The organism is Acinetobacter lwoffii (genome assembly GCF_024129435.1).
Taxonomy (GTDB): Bacteria; Pseudomonadota; Gammaproteobacteria; order Pseudomonadales; family Moraxellaceae; genus Acinetobacter; species Acinetobacter lwoffii_F.
Genome location: NZ_JAMXXN010000004.1, coordinates 115,444 through 131,925, shown reverse-complemented (window position 1 = coordinate 131,925; position 16,482 = coordinate 115,444). Strand labels below are relative to the sequence as shown.

Below are 16,482 nucleotides of genomic sequence, written 5' to 3'. Positions count from 1 at the left end.
TTTAAGCGATTTATCTGTCTGACTAAAAAACATTTCAAATTAGATCGTGTGAAGAGTTGCGCAATTGTCGTTTGAAAAATCCTGCATTTTTGAGCTGAGTAAGCAGTTGTCACAATGGATTATTCTTTTGCTAAAAAACCAAAATATCACTTGCATATTTCCCAGATACAGCCGATATTCAAGATATAAGGACACGATTCTGCAGACTCAAAAATGTGTTCATCATTCAAAATGGAGGGTGTGATTCCAATCATTTGAAGAAGTGAAATGCGATGCGAAACAGCAAGCTACAAACGTGCCAAGATAAAAAATTTTGCACTCAAAAGTTACAAAGATTGAGGATGGTAATATATGAATATTGAACTTCGTACCGATAACCACATTCAGAATAGTGATCGTTTAATTACTTATGTACGGGAAGAATTAAATCAAGAATTCCAGCGCCACAGCGAACGTATTACCCATTTTTCAGTCCATCTCAGTGATGAAAATGGCGCCAAAGGCGGCGATGACGATATTCGCTGTATGATTGAAGCGCGCCCTGCAGGCTTGAAACCTGTCGTAGTCAATCACCGTGGCTATAATGTCGATACCGCGATCCATGGTGCAATTGACCGACTAAAACGTAGTCTGGAACATGTGATCGAGAAAAAAGACAATGTTCGTCCTGGTGCTCTCGAACTAGCAGACACAGATACTGCGGATATCGAAGAGTAAGCCGAACTGATTTGAAAAAGCCCTGCGGGGCTTTTTTCGTATTAAACAAAAATATAGTTATGAGAAGCACAACAAATCCTGCTTTATTCGGCATAATAGTCGAAAACGAATCAAAGTGAGCTCCATCATGTTAACTGCGCAACAACAGCTTTTTGTGCAAGCACTCGAAGAATTAAATCTGGACCAGGTCAAACAGCTGCTGGCAGATGGACTCAACCCGAATTTTATTGATCATGACAAAGGCCCGGTGATTTCGGTCTGGTCAGATGGCCTGTTCAAATGGTGGGAAGAGGTGTGTGAACTGTATGAAGCCGGTACACCACTTTCAGAAGATGAGAAACAGGCACGTTTGGCGGTACATTTACAGATTCTGGAAGAACTGATCCAGGCCAAAGTGAATCTGCATCTGTGGGATGCAGAAGAAATTTATGGCCCGCTCTGGGATGCCGCGAGTGCCGCATGTGCACCGGCTGTACAGCGTTTACTGGATGAAAAAGTCGATCCAAATAGCAAAGATGAAGATGGCATGACTATTTTATCTTCAATTAGTGATCTATTCTTTGATTGTGATTTTGATGAAATCAACTGGTCAGAAGCTTTAGACGAAGAAAAACAGACGCTAGAACTGCTTCGCAAGCATGGCGCAAAAATGACCAAAGAACTCAGTTAAATTTTAATAAAGAGCTCCAACATGACAACATTAAAAACCTTGGGTTTGATTGCACTGGCCGGTTGTAGTGCACAGCTTTTCGCAGCAGATTTTGAATTTGATCGACCAGGTGAGGGTCTGAGTACTGGAATTACTCCAGTCGGAAATGTCGCTTGGGAGCAAGGCTTGCCTACAGCGCGTTATAGCAAGTCGGGCGATCAGACCGTGACCACACTCAGTGCAGATATGTTGTTACGTACCGGACTCAGTGATGATCTGGAATTGCGTTTAGGTTGGGCTGGCCCGACCTGGACCCAAGTGAAATCCAATGGCCAGACCGAAGAAGATGATGGTCTGGGCGATGTTAGTATTGGTCTGAAAAAGGCCATTGATTTGGATGATGACAAACTCAGTATGGCTTTGCTGGCCGAAGCCATCATTGCAACAGGCAATGCCGGTTTCACTAATGAAGAAGATATTTACAGCTTGGGTTCTGTCGTGTCGTATCAATATAATGACTTGGTCAGTACCGCATTGACCATGCGTTATGAATGGCAGGACAGCAACTGGGCAGTGTCTGCGATTCCTTCTCTAGGCTACCGCATTACTGATCGCTGGTCAGGTTATTCTGAACTGATTTACCGTAAAGCTGAAAGTGTCGATAATCAATACGCGCTCGGTACCGGGGTCATGTATGCCTTAAACGACCGTGTCCAATTGGATGCGAATGTCGGTGTAGATCTGGATGGTGCAGATCGAAGTTACTTCTCAGGCCTAGGTTTCTCTGTGCTGTTCTAAGTTATTCAACTCACAGATGATGAAATACTCGCAGTTCCCGACCTGGGGGAAAATGCTTGCCCTGGTTATTTTGGGAAGCACCTTGTTCAGCAGTCCTGCTCAGGCGGAAACTGCATTGTTGTCTGCCGAGCAGGCTTTTCCTGTGAGCGTGATCTCCACCAGTCAGCAGCAGGCTGAACTGAGTTGGCAGATTCCAGACAACTATTATCTGTATCAGCATAAAATTGAAGTCCGGCAGGGCAACCAACCGGTGTCGTTTGAGTTGCCACCCGCTGAAGATTTATATGATGATAACTATGGACATACCCAGGTTTATTATCAGCAGTTAAAGTTTCAAATTCCGACTCAGGCGGGGCAATCCTATCAGGTCAGCTGGCAGGGCTGTGCCAAAGACCGGATCTGTTATCCGCCACAAACCATTCAGTTCAAGACCGATTTGTCTGGTCTGGTGCAATTTGAAGCTACCGGATCAGGAACAAAGCGTTTACTCGATCTGAATACTTCATCACTGCAACACAATACCCTATTTAATGCAGCGGACTCCTCAGAATCTACAGCAAATGAAATCTCTGCATCAGCCAACACACAAACTGAACCCTATGCAGCACAAGACCAGAAATGGTCAGCCCAACTGCTTGAACGCTCTTTGGGCTATGGGCTTTTGCTGTTCTTTGGCTTAGGCATTTTACTGGCTTTTACACCGTGTTCCTTGCCGATGTTGCCGATTCTGACCTCGCTGATTGTACGAGATAGTAAAGGCCTGAAAGCCTGGATGATTGCACTGACTTTTGTCAGCAGTATGGCCGCTGTCTATGCAGTACTTGGCCTAATTGCATCTTCGGCCGGCCTGAATTTTCAGCGCTGGTTGCAGCAACCGGGAACCCTGATCGCATTTAGCATCCTGTTTGTCCTATTTGCCCTGAATCTGTTTGGCCTGTTTGAAATCAAACTGCCGCAACGTCTGGTTCATCGTCTGGATCGGGCACAGGCCATGCAGCAGGGAGGCGGTCTGGTCAGTGCCGGTGTCATGGGCATGATTTCGGCGCTTCTGGTGGGGCCATGCATGACCGCACCGCTGGCAGGCGCATTATTGTTTATTTCCCAGACGCAAAGTCAGTGGCAGGGAGCTTTACTGCTGTTTACTTTAGGTTTTGGGATGGGCACGCCTTTATTGCTGGCCAGTATTCTGGGTGCACGGATTCTGCCTAAAGCCGGGCATTGGATGAATCAGATCAAAGTGCTCTTTGCCTTTATCATGCTGGCGCTGGCGCTGTATTTTATTCGCCCACTGATTTCAGAAGCCGCTTTACAATGGTTATCCCTAGCTTTGGGTATGACCTTCGTGGCTTATGTGCTGTTCCGGATTTTCTGGCATCGTACCGGTTTGAGATGGCTATATATCCTGTGTCTGGTACTGGCCGTCCCCTATATCGCTTATAGCCAATATCAGCACAGTCAGCGTTTTTTTGTGGAGCAGGCGAGCACAGAAGCCAAGTGGCATGTGGCACGTAGTGCAGCAGAATTTCAGCAGATTTTGGACAGGGCACCACAAGGGCAAAAGATTATTATTGATGTCTACGCCGACTGGTGTGTTGCCTGTCAGCCGATCGAACATCGTATTTTAAAATCTGCAGCGGTACAGCAGGCGCTTGCGCCATATTTCCTGATCAAGCTGGATTTAAGCCAATATAATGTCTCTCATCAAGCGCTGTTAAACCAATGGGAAATTCTCGGGCCGCCGACGTATTTATTCTTGAATGCGCAGCAGCAGGAAATTCGTGGCTTGCGTTTGACCGGTGCCTTTAGCGAGGCAGAATTGCTGGCACAACTGCAAGCGCTGGCTCAAAGTGAAAATCCATAATCGAGTCTTAAAAAGCTGAACCCGCTTAAGAGACCTGCATCTGTGCTGGCACCGGTTCAGCATAGGCTTTGATCAGATTACGCCCACCGGCTTTGGCCTGATAAAGCGCCTGATCGGCCTGACTCAATAACTGCTGCGGGCGTAATTCCGCGCTAGAAATAGCAATCCCGAAACTGGCGGTCACCGGAATCAGCTCACCCTCATCACTGAAAATCTGCAATTGCTGAATGGCGATACGGCAGCGCTCAGCCACTTGTTCGGCTTTTTCCAGACTAGTATTTTTAAGCACGAGAATAAATTCTTCCCCACCAAAACGGCCGACCACATCACTTTCGCGCAATTGCTGGTTCAGCACAGCACTCACTTCAACTAAGGTTTCATCGCCCTTATGATGGCCATAGTGATCATTAATTTTCTTGAAATGATCCAGATCCAGTAAGACCAAGGCGTAATTCGGAGTTGCTGCGGCATTCAGTTTATCCAGACATTGGTTGATGCTACGGCGGTTAAACAGGTTAGTGAGCGGATCAATCTGACTCAGTTGTTTGATCAGCTGCTCACGATGCCGCCATTGACTGAGCAGAATCTCGAATAAGACCATACAGACGGCCAGAATTGGCAAAATGAAATACAGCATCGATAACAGCCAGAAACCATTATAGAAAAGCTTGTCATCGATATTAAATAGCGGTGAATAAGGCAATTGATGACTGAAACTTAAATAGGCACATCCGCCTAGGAAAATTGACGCTGGAATCAGCATGCTATAAACCAGCGTGCGATGGAACAGCACCAGTCCCACCATAATTAAACAGACATAGGAGGTCGTGGCCACAGGGCTGATCACCCCGACGAGATAGGCGTCACGACACAACGAGATAACAAAAGTACCCACTGCCATATAAGACAGATAACGTTCAATCAGCTGATTCCCCTGAAATTTATAACAGGGAAAAATCAGGAGAAATAGAATTACCAGAAAGCTGCTGTTCAGAGTAATTTGTGTATAGACCCGTTCTAGATGAACATATTGCCAATATTCGGGATTTAATAACACGAAAATATCCCAGCCGAGCCAGGTCAGATGTACTCCGCATCCCAAGGTCAGCATCAGGATGCATTTCTTCAGGATGCGCCAGTTCATCACGACTTCATCTTCGACCAGATATTTCTTGATTCTGTGTCTTAGCACTTTTTCTAATACAGGCGATATTCGCTTCATGGTCCCGGTCTGACTTTAATTGTTATGGCAGATTTTTTTTTAAGACTTATTGGATATTTATAGCTTTATTTACACAAGATAACATAAGTTTGAATACTTGATAAACAACAATATTTAAAACATTTTTGTGATTTAGTTGATATCTGATCTGCTCAGTCTTTGCCTATAGCATAAGTGATCTAGGCTATACCAAAGGGTTCTAATCAAAATTAAAAAGGTTAAGAGGCATACAGTTTTGTTCTAAATTCAGGATGATGTGTTTTATTTGTGCTAATTATTTCAATATGGTCAATCGTTAAAATGCCTGCATTGTTAGAAACAACCAAAGATAAAGAGCGAAGCCATGAAAGTTTTACAGATTGATTCCAGTATTTTAGGAGATGCTTCTATTTCGCGTCAGTTGACTCAGGCCGTGGTGGAACAATTGCAGCAAAAATATGCGGAGGCCATTGAAGTTGAGTACCTGGATCTGGCAGCACAGCCTATTCCCCATCTTACTGCCGAAATTTTAATGGGCCAGAATGCAGAACAGACGGCATTGGGCGAGGAAATTTTAGAACAATATTTGCAGGCGGATGTCGTGGTGATTGGTGCAGCGATGTATAACTTCGGTTTGCCATCGACCCTGAAAGCCTGGATTGACCGGATTTGTGTAGCGGGACGTACCTTTAAATATACCGAACAAGGTCCTGTGGGTTTGGCGGGCAATAAAAAAGTGTATATCGCCAGCAGCCGTGGTGGTGTGTATGGCGAGCAAAGCCCGGCTGATTTTCAGGAGGCTTTCCTGAAAACCGTATTTAACTTTACCGGTGTGAATGATATCGAAGTGATTCGTGCTGAAGGAGTGAACATGGGCGAAGCGGTTAAAGCACAAGCGCTGCAAACTGCATTACAGCAGGTTCAGGCCATTTAAAACCTAATACATCTTTTTAAAGGTCAGCTACGGCTGACCTTTTTATGCATTGAATTATGCTTAATCCCGGTCCAGACGATGGGCAAATTCTGCAAGATCGGTCAGGGCCTGTTTGGCTTCATCGAACCAGGCACTGAACATCTGGAAGTTATGCCACATACCAGTATACAGTTTAAATTCGACCTCGACACCTGCCTGTTCCGCTTTTTCTTTAAAACGGCTAGCATCATCTAGCAGAATTTCCTTGGAACCCACCTGAATATGAATCGGTGGCAAACCAGTTAAATCGGCGAAAAAGGGGGAAACTTCCGGATCACCACGATCAATCGAACGCGGCACATAATATTCAATTCCGGTTTGAACCGTTTCCAGAGACAGCAGGGCATCATGCTTCTGGTTATAACGTAAAGATTCACTGGTCAACGTTAAATCCAGCAGTGGAGACAACAGAATCAGACCGCTGACCTGTGGAAGACTTTCCTGCTGTATTTTGAGTGCCAGCGCCAATGCGAGATTGGCTCCGCAAGAATCGCCGGACAGAATAATATCTTTGGCTTGAACACCTTGATTCAGCAGCAGATTATAGACATCAAACAAGGCTTCTAATGCTTCTGGATAGGCAGATTCGGGTGATAGCGGATAATCGACATGCAGCACCTGCATCTGGGTTCGAGCCGCAATTTGAGTCATAAAGGCACGATGGGTATTTAAAGAACCCAAATAAAATGCGCCGCCATGAATATGAAAAATCAGCTGGGTCGATTCCTGTTGTGGCTTAATTTCTTCCGCGCGCAGCCCGGCCAGTCGGAGCGAGCGAATCTGTACCGTTTTATCCTGAGGGAAAAGTTTGCACATCTGTTCCAGAGCAATACGCATCGAACTCGGTGGAAGACTGAATCTGCTCGGGGCACGAATGGCCGTTTTTAAAAAGCTTTCTGTAATTAATTGTTTCGTTAGCGGGCTTATCTTCATCTTCCTTCCATCTTTTTGTGCTTTTATTGATCGTGTAGATTATTTACCAACCATATTTACAAGGTTACACTAAATAGTCACACCTAAAAATTGAAAAATTGTTGTGACTTTTTAATACTACATGGGTCTATTTTCAGACTAAGGAAATGAAGAAAAATGAAAAAAATAGCGCTTACGTTAGGACTACTAGGCTTATCTGCACTGGCTAATGCCGCGGATCCTTTAAATGGCACGGTATGGAAAACCATTGATGATAAAACCAAGCAGCCGAAGGCGATGGTTAAATTCACTGAACAAAAGAATGGTACTTTGTCAGCCAGCATTCAGTCGGTGTTAACTCCAGGTGAAGAAAATGCCTGCAAGAAATGTGAAGGTCCATATCACAACAAATCTCTGAAAGGCTTGACTATTGTTAAAGGTCTGAAAAATGCTGGTGGTACCAGTTATGACAGCGGTTCGATCCTAGATCCGCAATCTGGTAAAACCTATAAGTTGAAAGGCCAGCTGGCAGACGGTGGCAAGAAACTTGAGCTACGTGGTTTCATCGGCGTAGCGGCATTGGGTCGTAACCAGACCTGGATTCGTGCCAACTAATTTATTTTAAGCAGATATACAAAAGCCTGACCGATGTCAGGCTTTTTTTATGAGTGTTATTCAATACATGATATTAGCGGGCTAAGCCACGATAAGCTGTTTCATCAAAACCGGCAATAAATCCTGTAGAGGTCGCCAAGATTGGACGTTTAATTAAACTGGTATGGGTAGTTAATGCATTAATTAATGCATCTTCACTCGACAGGGCGGTTAGTTGCTCTTCTTCACTAAGTTTACGCCAGGTGGTGCCTTTCTTGTTCAGGACCACATCCTGACCCAAGGCATCTAGCCAGGTTTTGATGGTTTCAGCATCGATGCCCTGTTTTTTATAATCATGAAATTCATAACTCAGACCTTGCTCAGTCAGCAGATCAAAGGCTTTTTTCATCGAACTGCAATTTTTAATTCCGTAAATTTTTAACATAGCTGCCCTCTAAAAAATTTAAATCATGAACTAGCTTAACCAAATTGGCAGCAGCAGACCATGCAAAAGCAAATGAAAAAAAAAGAAAAAATTTTAAATAGCAGAAAAGTCATGTCATCAAAATGACATCAAGCAGCTTTAACATGAGCAGCAAGAAAAAGAACAATCTAAATAATAAGAAAAATAAAAATTTGGGAATGATAGAAATAGAAAACCCGCATTTAATCATCCTGATCATGCGGGTCTCAATCCAACGTCCAATGTCACATCCATGCAAAACAAGCTAAATCTATAGTCTGTTTTATTTTCGTCCTACGGCGTCCTGTCCTTATGTTGTCGTCCTGACATGTCCTTGTGCCGTAGCGCTATAATGCTATGTTATTACATTGAGATAAACCCAAAAAATACGTCATGTCATGTAAGAGATAAGCCTTAATTGAGTGAACAACTGTTCACTCAATTAAATAATCCAGATTATAGTTTGTAGTCGATAATCACAGGGGCATGGTCGCTAAACCATTGTTCTTTATAGACCCAGGCATTAATGGTGCGCTCTTTCCAGTCCGGAGAGCAGGCATGATAATCAATCCGCCAACCAACATTCTTGGCACGCGCCTGTCCACGGTTTGACCACCAGGAGTATAATTCGGCTTCTTTGCGGACTTCACGGAAAGTATCGACATAACCAAGCTCATCGTAGATATGATCTAGCCAGGCACGTTCGTGCGGTAAACAGCCCGAGGCTTTCTGGTTACCCGACCAGTTTTTAATATCGATACGTTTATGCACGATATTGTAGTCACCGCAGACAATCACCGATTTATTTTCATCGCGCCACTGTTTCAGGATTTTTGCGTATTCTTCCAGAAAGTGATCTTTACGCGCTTGTGCTTCATCGCCTGATGAACCCGAAGGCAGATACAGGGAACAGATCTGTACAGTTTGTTCTAGACCCAAGTTAAATTCAGCGGCAATAAAACGGCCTTGCGAATCGGCCAGTTCAAAACCCAAGCCATCGGTCAGAGACACAAAAGGCAGACGGCTATAAATGGCAGTACCGGCATAACCCGGACGCTCGGCAGGAAACAGGTGCGTGTACCAGCCTTCAGGCTTGAATTTATCGGTCCACTGCGCATGCGTGATCCGGCTTTCCTGCATGCAAATTACATCGGCATCCGACTGTTCCATCCATTCCAATAGGCCTTTGGTGACAGATGAACGTAAGCCGTTGACATTAATTGAAACGACGCGAAGAATTTTTTGATCACCTGGATAGCTACTCTTTGGTATCATGCGCAAGTCTTACCTTAATTAATGGATTTAGGAGCACCTCATGTCAACGCCAGCTCAGTTTAACCCGCAAGCTTTTATCGAACTCGCATTATCACGCGGTGTGCTTAAATTTGGTGAGTTTACTTTAAAATCGGGACGTGTGAGTCCCTATTTTTTTAATGCGGGTCTGTTGAATGATGGTGAAGCCTTGACACTGCTGGCTTCTGGCTATGCTGCAAAACTGACTGAATGTGACCATGTTGAAGTGATTTTTGGCCCTGCATATAAAGGCATTCCTTTTGTGGCAGCAACTGCTGTGGCTCTGTCGCAAAATCATGGGGTAAGTGTGCCATGGGGTTTTAACCGCAAGGAAGCCAAAGACCATGGCGAGGGTGGCGTATTGGTCGGTGCTTCTGTAGCAGGTAAAAAAGTCTGGATCATTGATGACGTAATTACCGCAGGCACAGCGATTCGTGAAGTCGTCACCATCCTGAAAAATGCCGGTGCCCAAATTGCCGGTGTACTCGTGGCGCTTGATCGTCAGGAAAAAGGTCAGGGTGATTTATCTGCCATTCAGGAAGTGCAGCAAGAGCTTGAGATTCCTGTACATGCCTTAATTACCATGAAAGATTTAATGGACTATCTGGAAGCGAAAGGCGACCTAGAAGCTTTGGCGAAAATGGAAGATTACCGTGTTAAATACGGGATCTAAGCCTGGATTGGCATAGAAAAGGAAGCTTAAGCTTCCTTTTTTTATAGATGCTCGATTTTCTAAGTATTTGAAATTTATTATCTCTGTCTATTCTTGTAAGCATTCGCTTACATCAATTCCAGCACTTTGCGGCTGTTTTGAATAGTGGAAATTTCCTATGATGGCTTTAACAGGAACAGGAGGTTCCACACAAGAATAACAATAGATAAATACAAGGAAAGTAAGGTACGACAGGAGTTATACTAAGCGAACCCATACGGAAAACCCCTGGCAGATGCCAGGGGTTTTTCATTTCTATTTCTTTATAGAGCAACGCTTACAACAGCAATGATTCAGAACATGATTCTTAAAAATTCACTGTTAATGAGTTAAATAGAGGAGTAGAAAACCTTTCACCAAAATTATGAATCTTCAGAGCTAAAAAAAGCACCTGAAGGTGCTTTTTCTTATTGCTGTGCTAAATTATAGCGCAACGATATTGATCGCATTTGGACCTTTTTGACCATCAACCACGCTAAAAGAAACGCGCTGACCTTCAAACAAAGTTTTGAAACCAGAACTGCTGATTTCTTTAAAGTGTGCAAAAACGTCAGGACCTGATTCTTGTTGAATAAAACCAAAACCTTTAGTTTCGTTAAACCATTTTACTGTACCGGTAACTGTAGTAGACATAATATAACCTGTTAAATTTTAATAATTTTAGTCATGCAAATGACTATGGATAACTTGGAAAAACAACAAGAATTGAAATAAAGATCTGAAAAAACTGAGGATTATAAATAATACTGCGGCACTTAAAGAAGCTTAACTAAACAACGCTTTTTTCTAGTTAAAGACAGCATAGCCTAAATCAGAAAATATTCAAGTTTTTTATATTTATTATTTATTTTTCTTATAAAAGTAGCTCAATTCTTGTTTTTTAAAGCATTTCAAGCTGATTCGCTTGAGCTTTATCATTTGCATTTAAGCTTTAGCGAAGCTAAACAATAAATACACGTTGTGTTTGTGTTACTTTATGTTAATCAAAATCGTTCAGTACCCAGCAAGATTTTACTAAGTCAGTGTATTTTATAACTTTGGGTAAATTAGTATTTGTAGTTTTAAGATAGTTATCGTCATTGTTTGTGTATAAAAATCCACCTATATTAAAATTCAATTGGAAAAATTAACTATAAGAATTTCTTGATTTTAATTTAAAACCAAATACGAGTGAGTCTCATGGATTACTGGAACAGTGTGTTACTTATATCCATCATCACCATGGTTGGACTGGCCATGATCATCCTGTTCGTCGGATGTAAAATGTGGAAGAACTTGGTGGTCACTTTACTGATTGCCACCTTGATTGGATTTCTGATTGTATGTGGGATCAATTTTGTTTTTGGTGATCGGCTTCAATTTTTGTGGGGTGCCCCTGAGACTGGCGATAGCAATTTTATGCTGGAAATGGGATTGATGAGCCTGTTAATTGGCGGCGTGAGTACCTTTATCATTATGTTAGGCACTTTGGTGGCTAAAAGTAACAGTAGAAATCAAGGCGATGAAGACTAGTTTTTTGCAAAATAACAAGTGTCTTAATGAGCGGGAAAGTACAGAAAAGCATTGCATGTACAGTTCATAGGATTAAAAAATCTTCCTCAGCCAAATGTATAGTGCCATAGCGCTACGGGACATGAATGGAGCTTCATATCCCGTAGCTGCATAATTTTCTGTATCAAAAATTTAGAACATCATTTTCAGACCTGCCGAATAGATCCAGCCTTTTTCTGAATCTGAACTTTGCTGCCAGGCCGTCTGTTGGTTGCCTTTGCTGTATTCATAACCGACTTCCAGATAAGGCATGAGCTTTTTGCTCAGTTCATAGCGTGTTTCCAGACCCAAGGTTGCATGACTAAGACCAGTTTTTTTCGCATTCGCTGCCTGATCATTCAGGATGACATCCAGTTCGACAAAGGGCTGCATAATCAGTTTCTGCGTCAATAACAGGTCACGCTCTGTTTCCAGTTTTAATCCGACAAAGTCATCTTCACCGACATAAACATGAGCATCCGTTTCGAAAAAGTAGGGGGCCAGGCCATGTAGCCCAAATACTGCATCGAAGCGCTCGTTCTGCTGTTGTGTAGCAGGCTCGGCTAAATTTTCCTGTCGATAGCGCACCCCGGTCTGCACATCCCAGAAATCAGAAATATTTCGGCTATACAACACTTTGGCATCATATTCGGCCTGACGGGATTCATGTTTGTCGGCTTCTAGCTTGAGAAAGATTTTATTTTCATCCGTGCCGACTCTGGCCTGGTTCTTGGACTTGAATGCTCCATTTCCCTCTGAACTATGCTGCCATTTCTGGTCCAGAATAATCTGGCTATAAATCTGTGCGCCATGTTCTTTACGATGATCATGTTCGCTGGCAGAACTGACTGAATTTTTTGGTGTGCTCAGTGCATGCTGTTGATGCAATAACTTTTGTGGCGGTTGATAGGATGCGCCATCTGCAGTTTCAGTATGCTGTGCGTGGTTATCAGCCATGTTTTGCATGGCATGATGCCCGCTATGATGCTGATGTTCATTATGACCCGTATGCTCGCTAGAAGCTGCCGCAAAAATACTCAGACTGCTTAGGGTAAGTGCACTGCTGAGCACTGACTTTACCAAAAGATTAGTGATGTGCATGGCTTTCTCCTTGAACAGCTGCTGGCTTTGATGGCATTTTTTGTGAAGAAGGGTGAGATGCTTGATCTTCGTCAACCTGTGCCACAATCAGCTTGTTCATCATACCGGCACTCATGTGATAGAGCAGATGGCAGTGAATTGCCCATTCTCCCAGTTCGTCTGCTGTGAGCAGGGTAGTCACCGTTTTCCCGGGCGGCACAATCACAGTGTGTTTATTTGGCATATTTGCAGCAGACTGACCATTTTCCAGCTGCATAAACATGCCATGCAAATGCATCGGATGGGCCATCATGCTGTCATTGATAAATTTCAGCCGGATCCGCTCGCCATATTTCACCTGAAGTGGTTCGGCATCACTGAATTTTTTACCGTTAACGGTCCAGATGTAGCGCTCCATGGTTCCACCCAGACGAATCACCAGTTCACGTTCTGCTGCGCGGGTATCAGGTTGCGGTGTCAGAGCTTTGAGGTCTTGATATTGCAAGGCTTTGTGCCCTGCAGGCGTAGACATATTGGCCCAGCCCTCAACCGGCTGATGAGGCTGATTGGTTCCGGACATGGCATTATGACTTGCATGCATGTCGTGCTGGGCATGTTGATCATGTTCACTTGTGGCAGTCTGCATGGTCTGACTGCTGTGTGTGTCATGTGACATGTCATGTTGTTCGCCATGTCCCATATCTTCCATGGTCAATAAGGCACGAGGGCGCGGTGTTGGTAATTGAATCGGAGCCGGGGCTTTACTTGAATCAGTTGCCTGATGCAGACTGCCAATGGCAAAGCCTGAGCGGTCGATCGATTCCGCTTCTATCTGGTAATGCGCTGCAGTGGGTTCCACAATCACATCATAGGTTTCAGCGGTTCCGATACGGAATTCATCTACATTGACCGGCTGCACCGGTTGTCCATCGGCACTGACCACGGTCATTTTCAGCTGGGGAATACGCACATCGAAAAACGACATGGCAGAAGCATTGATGAAACGCAGGCGGACTTTTTCATTGGGCTGGAACTGGCCACTCCAGTTTTGTTGCGGCGTTTTTCCATTGACCAGAAAGGTATAACCGGTAACATCAGATAGGTCGGTTTTCAGCATACGCATCTGGTTCCACATCTTGCGGTCTGTCCAGGTGGCCTTGAGGCCGTCACGTTTCACCTGCTTAAATACATCGCCCACGGTTTCACGCTGGTTCTGATAATATTCGGCCGATTTTTTTAAATTGTTCTGAATCTGCTGGCCGCTTTGTTCGTGAAAATCTGACAGCATCACCACATAATCCCGCTCGGTTTGTTCATGTGGAGGTAGTAATGTCTGTGCTTTGGGGCGAATCACCAATGCGCCATAGAGGCCGTCCTGTTCCTGACCTTTGGAATGTGCGTGATACCAGTAGGTGCCGTTTTGACGAACCTTGAAGCGATAAGTAAAAGACTGCTTCGGTTTGATCCCCTGAAAACCGTTAAATCCGGGCACACCATCCATCAGCCCAGGCAGGAGGAGGCCATGCCAGTGCAGCGAGGTATCCTGATTGTTCAGGTTGTTTTGTACATGAATGACTGCATCATCACCTTCTTCAAATTCCAGCAAGGGTGCAGGGAATTTTCCGTTTACAGTGATACGCTTGACCGTCTTTCCGGTGAGATTGATCGGGCTTTCATCAATGACCAGATGATATTCTTTTACGGCTGCAAACAAGGCAGACGACGAGATGAGACCGAAGCCCAGACACAGGCTTTGACTGATTTTAAGCAACATAACTTAATCCTTAATGAATAAAAAAATTTAAAAATTCAGGATCAAGCTTTGGGTGGGCGCAGGATTTCTTGCCAGTAACCGGCAAGGTGCTGGGCATGGTAAGCAGGGAGGAGGGTTTTTTCCGGATAACCGTGATCAGGCACGCTTAACTCGGGCGTTGTAATGGGCAGGCTGGTGACCAAGTTCTGGCAGGCCGTAGTGCCACAATCCAGACAATCTGATGACTGCTGGGTGCTGTCACTGACACAGTCCGGCTGAATCAGTTCCTGATCTTGATGATGATCAGTCTTATGCAGCGAGTGAGAAGCAGAGGATTTTGTCATTTCCAGACAATGAGGATTCGTTTTTTCAGACGGCATAACCAGATGCATGGTGTTTGCAGATGCGACAGACACACTGCTCCAGCCTATGGCAAAAACCACAAGCATCACCAACCAGATCTGTTTGACGAGCCGTATGAGCAAAAGTACACCCTGAAAAAATGCGCTGCATGTTTGAGCAATAAAAGCATAAACGCAGTAACTCAAATTAGCAAATTCTGGACAAGATTATTTTTTAGGTCACCTACATACTACTTTTTTCATAGGTTCAGGTTGCAGTTTCGCACTTTTCGCATTTTTTACAGTCTAGCAGCATCCCGAGTTTTTCTTTACGTCCTTGCTCGGTCATCACCCATGGGCGATTTTTCCAGGGCGGGGTATGCCGCACATGCTGGCCATGTCCGCAGGCCAGTTCTGCAACCCAATGCTGTTCCTCATCCAGGTGAAAACCGATAATGGCCTGTTGCATGGCATACCTCCCTTGAGCTCAAATTGCCTGAGCATCTATCTAAAAACCTATACAAAATAAGTCATGCAAAATCACTATAAACAAAAGAATCCACACAAGCTATACTCCTTGCCAAGTCATTTTTTGAAAAAGAGCAGAGACACATGCGCGTACTTGTTGTGATGGATCCCATTGAAAATGTAAACCTGAAGAAAGACTCGACCATGGCCATGCTGTGGGCAGCAGCACGTCGCGGGCATGAACTCGGTTATGCATTGCAGCAAGATTTATATATCGATCAGGGCAAGGCCTTTGGTCTGATCGCGCCGCTACAGGTATTTGAAGACTACGACCATTATTATGAACTTGGCGAAAAACAAAAAGAGTCGATCGCTGCTTATGACGTTGTCTTGATGCGTAAAGATCCGCCTTTTGATATGAACTTCGTCTATACCACTTATATTCTGGAGCAGGCAGAGCGCGAAGGGGCATGGATCATCAACAAACCGCAAAGCCTGCGTGACTGTAATGAAAAACTGTTCGCGACCCAGTTCCCGCATCTGCAAGTTCCGACCTTGGTGACTTCGCAGCAAAGCCTGATCCGTGAATTTCTCAAAGAACAGGTCGATGTGATTGTAAAACCTCTAGATGGTATGGGCGGCACCGGGATTTTCCGCCTGTATCAGGATGGCATCAACATCGGTTCAACCATTGAAATGCTGACCAATAATGGTACCCAGCCGATTATGGCGCAGCGTTATATTCCGGAAATTGTCGAAGGCGATAAACGCATCCTGATGATTAATGGTGAGCCAGTGCCGTATTGTCTGGCCCGTATTCCACAAAATGGTGAAGTGCGTGGTAATCTGGCCGCGGGTGGCCTAGGTGAGGCACGCCCCCTGACTGAAAATGACAAAGCCATTGCAGCAAAAGTAGGGCCGTATCTCAGAGAAAAAGGTCTGGTCTTTGTAGGGCTGGATGTGATCGGAAATTATGTTACTGAAATTAATGTAACCAGTCCAACCTGTATCCGTGAAATTGACACCCAGTTTGGCACCTCGATTGCAGATGATCTGTTTGCCGTGCTGGAAGCGGGGCAGGCCAATCAGGTTTAAAAGCAAAATCAGGTGAAAAAAGAGTCTGCTTGCAGGCTCTTT

At 44.4% G+C, this 16,482-nt stretch carries 18 protein-coding genes; 9 read left to right on the top strand and 9 right to left on the bottom strand.

What is annotated here, in order from left to right; genetic code table 11:
- Positions 1-351: 351 nt before the first annotated feature.
- The 4 genes from NI455_RS04195 to dsbD all read left to right on the top strand — a co-directional run bounded on the left by NI455_RS04195 (position 352) and on the right by dsbD (position 4,025).
- A complete protein-coding gene (locus NI455_RS04195; protein ID WP_253112574.1) occupies positions 352-717 on the top strand; it encodes an HPF/RaiA family ribosome-associated protein in 366 nt (121 codons plus the stop codon).
- Positions 718-844: 127 nt separating this feature from the next.
- Positions 845-1,387: an ankyrin repeat domain-containing protein gene (locus tag NI455_RS04190; RefSeq protein WP_039902494.1), complete on the top strand. Its 543-nt coding sequence runs from the start codon at positions 845-847 to the stop codon at positions 1,385-1,387.
- A 21-nt stretch (positions 1,388-1,408) separates the two neighbouring features.
- Positions 1,409-2,164, top strand: coding sequence for a transporter (locus tag NI455_RS04185; protein ID WP_253100158.1), 756 nt, complete (start codon positions 1,409-1,411; stop codon positions 2,162-2,164).
- Positions 2,165-2,183: 19 nt separating this feature from the next.
- A complete protein-coding gene (dsbD, locus tag NI455_RS04180) occupies positions 2,184-4,025 on the top strand; it encodes a protein-disulfide reductase DsbD (protein ID WP_005105339.1) in 1,842 nt (613 codons plus the stop codon).
- 25 nt (positions 4,026-4,050) lie between these two features.
- Here the strand turns inward: dsbD and NI455_RS04175 are convergent, their stop codons facing one another.
- Positions 4,051-5,247: a GGDEF domain-containing protein gene (locus NI455_RS04175; protein ID WP_253112571.1), complete on the bottom strand. Its 1,197-nt coding sequence runs from the start codon at positions 5,245-5,247 to the stop codon at positions 4,051-4,053.
- 343 nt (positions 5,248-5,590) lie between these two features.
- Here NI455_RS04175 and NI455_RS04170 point away from each other — a divergent pair, with 343 nt between their 5' ends.
- A complete protein-coding gene (locus tag NI455_RS04170) occupies positions 5,591-6,160 on the top strand; it encodes an FMN-dependent NADH-azoreductase (RefSeq protein WP_005267680.1) in 570 nt (189 codons plus the stop codon).
- Between the two features lie 60 nt (positions 6,161-6,220).
- Here NI455_RS04170 and NI455_RS04165 read toward each other — a convergent pair whose 3' ends face one another.
- On the bottom strand, positions 6,221-7,132 hold the full coding sequence (locus tag NI455_RS04165) for an alpha/beta hydrolase (RefSeq protein ID WP_253112569.1): 912 nt from the start codon (positions 7,130-7,132) through the stop codon (positions 6,221-6,223).
- Between the two features lie 156 nt (positions 7,133-7,288).
- Between NI455_RS04165 and NI455_RS04160 the strand changes: the two genes are divergently transcribed.
- On the top strand, positions 7,289-7,726 hold the full coding sequence (locus NI455_RS04160; RefSeq protein ID WP_005105342.1) for a DUF2147 domain-containing protein: 438 nt from the start codon (positions 7,289-7,291) through the stop codon (positions 7,724-7,726).
- Between the two features lie 73 nt (positions 7,727-7,799).
- On the opposite strand, the gene NI455_RS04155 is transcribed toward NI455_RS04160, so the two are convergent.
- Entirely contained in the window at positions 7,800-8,150 is a 351-nt protein-coding gene (locus tag NI455_RS04155) for a Spx/MgsR family RNA polymerase-binding regulatory protein (RefSeq protein ID WP_005245670.1), read from the bottom strand.
- A 474-nt stretch (positions 8,151-8,624) separates the two neighbouring features.
- On the bottom strand, positions 8,625-9,443 hold the full coding sequence (locus tag NI455_RS04150) for an exodeoxyribonuclease III (RefSeq protein WP_129716232.1): 819 nt from the start codon (positions 9,441-9,443) through the stop codon (positions 8,625-8,627).
- A gap of 40 nt (positions 9,444-9,483) precedes the next feature.
- Here NI455_RS04150 and pyrE point away from each other — a divergent pair, with 40 nt between their 5' ends.
- Complete coding sequence (gene pyrE, locus NI455_RS04145) at positions 9,484-10,134, top strand: orotate phosphoribosyltransferase (protein WP_004281297.1); 651 nt, start codon at positions 9,484-9,486, stop codon at positions 10,132-10,134.
- 462 nt (positions 10,135-10,596) lie between these two features.
- Here the strand turns inward: pyrE and NI455_RS04140 are convergent, their stop codons facing one another.
- On the bottom strand, positions 10,597-10,806 hold the full coding sequence (locus tag NI455_RS04140) for a cold-shock protein (RefSeq protein WP_004281299.1): 210 nt from the start codon (positions 10,804-10,806) through the stop codon (positions 10,597-10,599).
- A gap of 546 nt (positions 10,807-11,352) precedes the next feature.
- Between NI455_RS04140 and NI455_RS04135 the strand changes: the two genes are divergently transcribed.
- Complete coding sequence (locus NI455_RS04135; RefSeq protein WP_253100152.1) at positions 11,353-11,685, top strand: hypothetical protein; 333 nt, start codon at positions 11,353-11,355, stop codon at positions 11,683-11,685.
- Positions 11,686-11,856: 171 nt separating this feature from the next.
- Here NI455_RS04135 and NI455_RS04130 read toward each other — a convergent pair whose 3' ends face one another.
- From NI455_RS04130 to NI455_RS04115, 4 genes are all read right to left on the bottom strand, one after another.
- On the bottom strand, positions 11,857-12,804 hold the full coding sequence (locus tag NI455_RS04130) for a copper resistance protein B (protein ID WP_253112568.1): 948 nt from the start codon (positions 12,802-12,804) through the stop codon (positions 11,857-11,859).
- Complete coding sequence (locus tag NI455_RS04125; RefSeq protein ID WP_253112567.1) at positions 12,791-14,557, bottom strand: copper resistance system multicopper oxidase; 1,767 nt, start codon at positions 14,555-14,557, stop codon at positions 12,791-12,793. The genes NI455_RS04130 and NI455_RS04125 overlap by 14 nt, the downstream gene beginning before the upstream one ends.
- A gap of 41 nt (positions 14,558-14,598) precedes the next feature.
- On the bottom strand, positions 14,599-15,021 hold the full coding sequence (locus tag NI455_RS04120) for a hypothetical protein (RefSeq protein ID WP_253112566.1): 423 nt from the start codon (positions 15,019-15,021) through the stop codon (positions 14,599-14,601).
- 124 nt (positions 15,022-15,145) lie between these two features.
- Entirely contained in the window at positions 15,146-15,346 is a 201-nt protein-coding gene (locus NI455_RS04115; protein ID WP_253112565.1) for a DUF3565 domain-containing protein, read from the bottom strand.
- 143 nt (positions 15,347-15,489) lie between these two features.
- Between NI455_RS04115 and gshB the strand changes: the two genes are divergently transcribed.
- The gene (gene gshB / locus NI455_RS04110; protein ID WP_005250312.1) at positions 15,490-16,440 is read left to right on the top strand and encodes a glutathione synthase; all 951 of its coding nucleotides are present in this window, start codon (positions 15,490-15,492) and stop codon (positions 16,438-16,440) included.
- Positions 16,441-16,482: the final 42 nt, after the last annotated feature.

Coding starts and splice junctions, on each gene's coding strand:
- NI455_RS04195 (WP_253112574.1), top strand. CDS start 352: ATGAATATTGAACTTCGTACCGATAACCACATTCAGAATAGTGATCGT.
- NI455_RS04190 (WP_039902494.1), top strand. CDS start 845: ATGTTAACTGCGCAACAACAGCTTTTTGTGCAAGCACTCGAAGAATTA.
- NI455_RS04185 (WP_253100158.1), top strand. CDS start 1,409: ATGACAACATTAAAAACCTTGGGTTTGATTGCACTGGCCGGTTGTAGT.
- dsbD (WP_005105339.1), top strand. CDS start 2,184: ATGAAATACTCGCAGTTCCCGACCTGGGGGAAAATGCTTGCCCTGGTT.
- NI455_RS04175 (WP_253112571.1), bottom strand. CDS start 5,247: ATGAAGCGAATATCGCCTGTATTAGAAAAAGTGCTAAGACACAGAATC.
- NI455_RS04170 (WP_005267680.1), top strand. CDS start 5,591: ATGAAAGTTTTACAGATTGATTCCAGTATTTTAGGAGATGCTTCTATT.
- NI455_RS04165 (WP_253112569.1), bottom strand. CDS start 7,132: ATGAAGATAAGCCCGCTAACGAAACAATTAATTACAGAAAGCTTTTTA.
- NI455_RS04160 (WP_005105342.1), top strand. CDS start 7,289: ATGAAAAAAATAGCGCTTACGTTAGGACTACTAGGCTTATCTGCACTG.
- NI455_RS04155 (WP_005245670.1), bottom strand. CDS start 8,150: ATGTTAAAAATTTACGGAATTAAAAATTGCAGTTCGATGAAAAAAGCC.
- NI455_RS04150 (WP_129716232.1), bottom strand. CDS start 9,443: ATGATACCAAAGAGTAGCTATCCAGGTGATCAAAAAATTCTTCGCGTC.
- pyrE (WP_004281297.1), top strand. CDS start 9,484: ATGTCAACGCCAGCTCAGTTTAACCCGCAAGCTTTTATCGAACTCGCA.
- NI455_RS04140 (WP_004281299.1), bottom strand. CDS start 10,806: ATGTCTACTACAGTTACCGGTACAGTAAAATGGTTTAACGAAACTAAA.
- NI455_RS04135 (WP_253100152.1), top strand. CDS start 11,353: ATGGATTACTGGAACAGTGTGTTACTTATATCCATCATCACCATGGTT.
- NI455_RS04130 (WP_253112568.1), bottom strand. CDS start 12,804: ATGCACATCACTAATCTTTTGGTAAAGTCAGTGCTCAGCAGTGCACTT.
- NI455_RS04125 (WP_253112567.1), bottom strand. CDS start 14,557: ATGTTGCTTAAAATCAGTCAAAGCCTGTGTCTGGGCTTCGGTCTCATC.
- NI455_RS04115 (WP_253112565.1), bottom strand. CDS start 15,346: ATGCAACAGGCCATTATCGGTTTTCACCTGGATGAGGAACAGCATTGG.
- gshB (WP_005250312.1), top strand. CDS start 15,490: ATGCGCGTACTTGTTGTGATGGATCCCATTGAAAATGTAAACCTGAAG.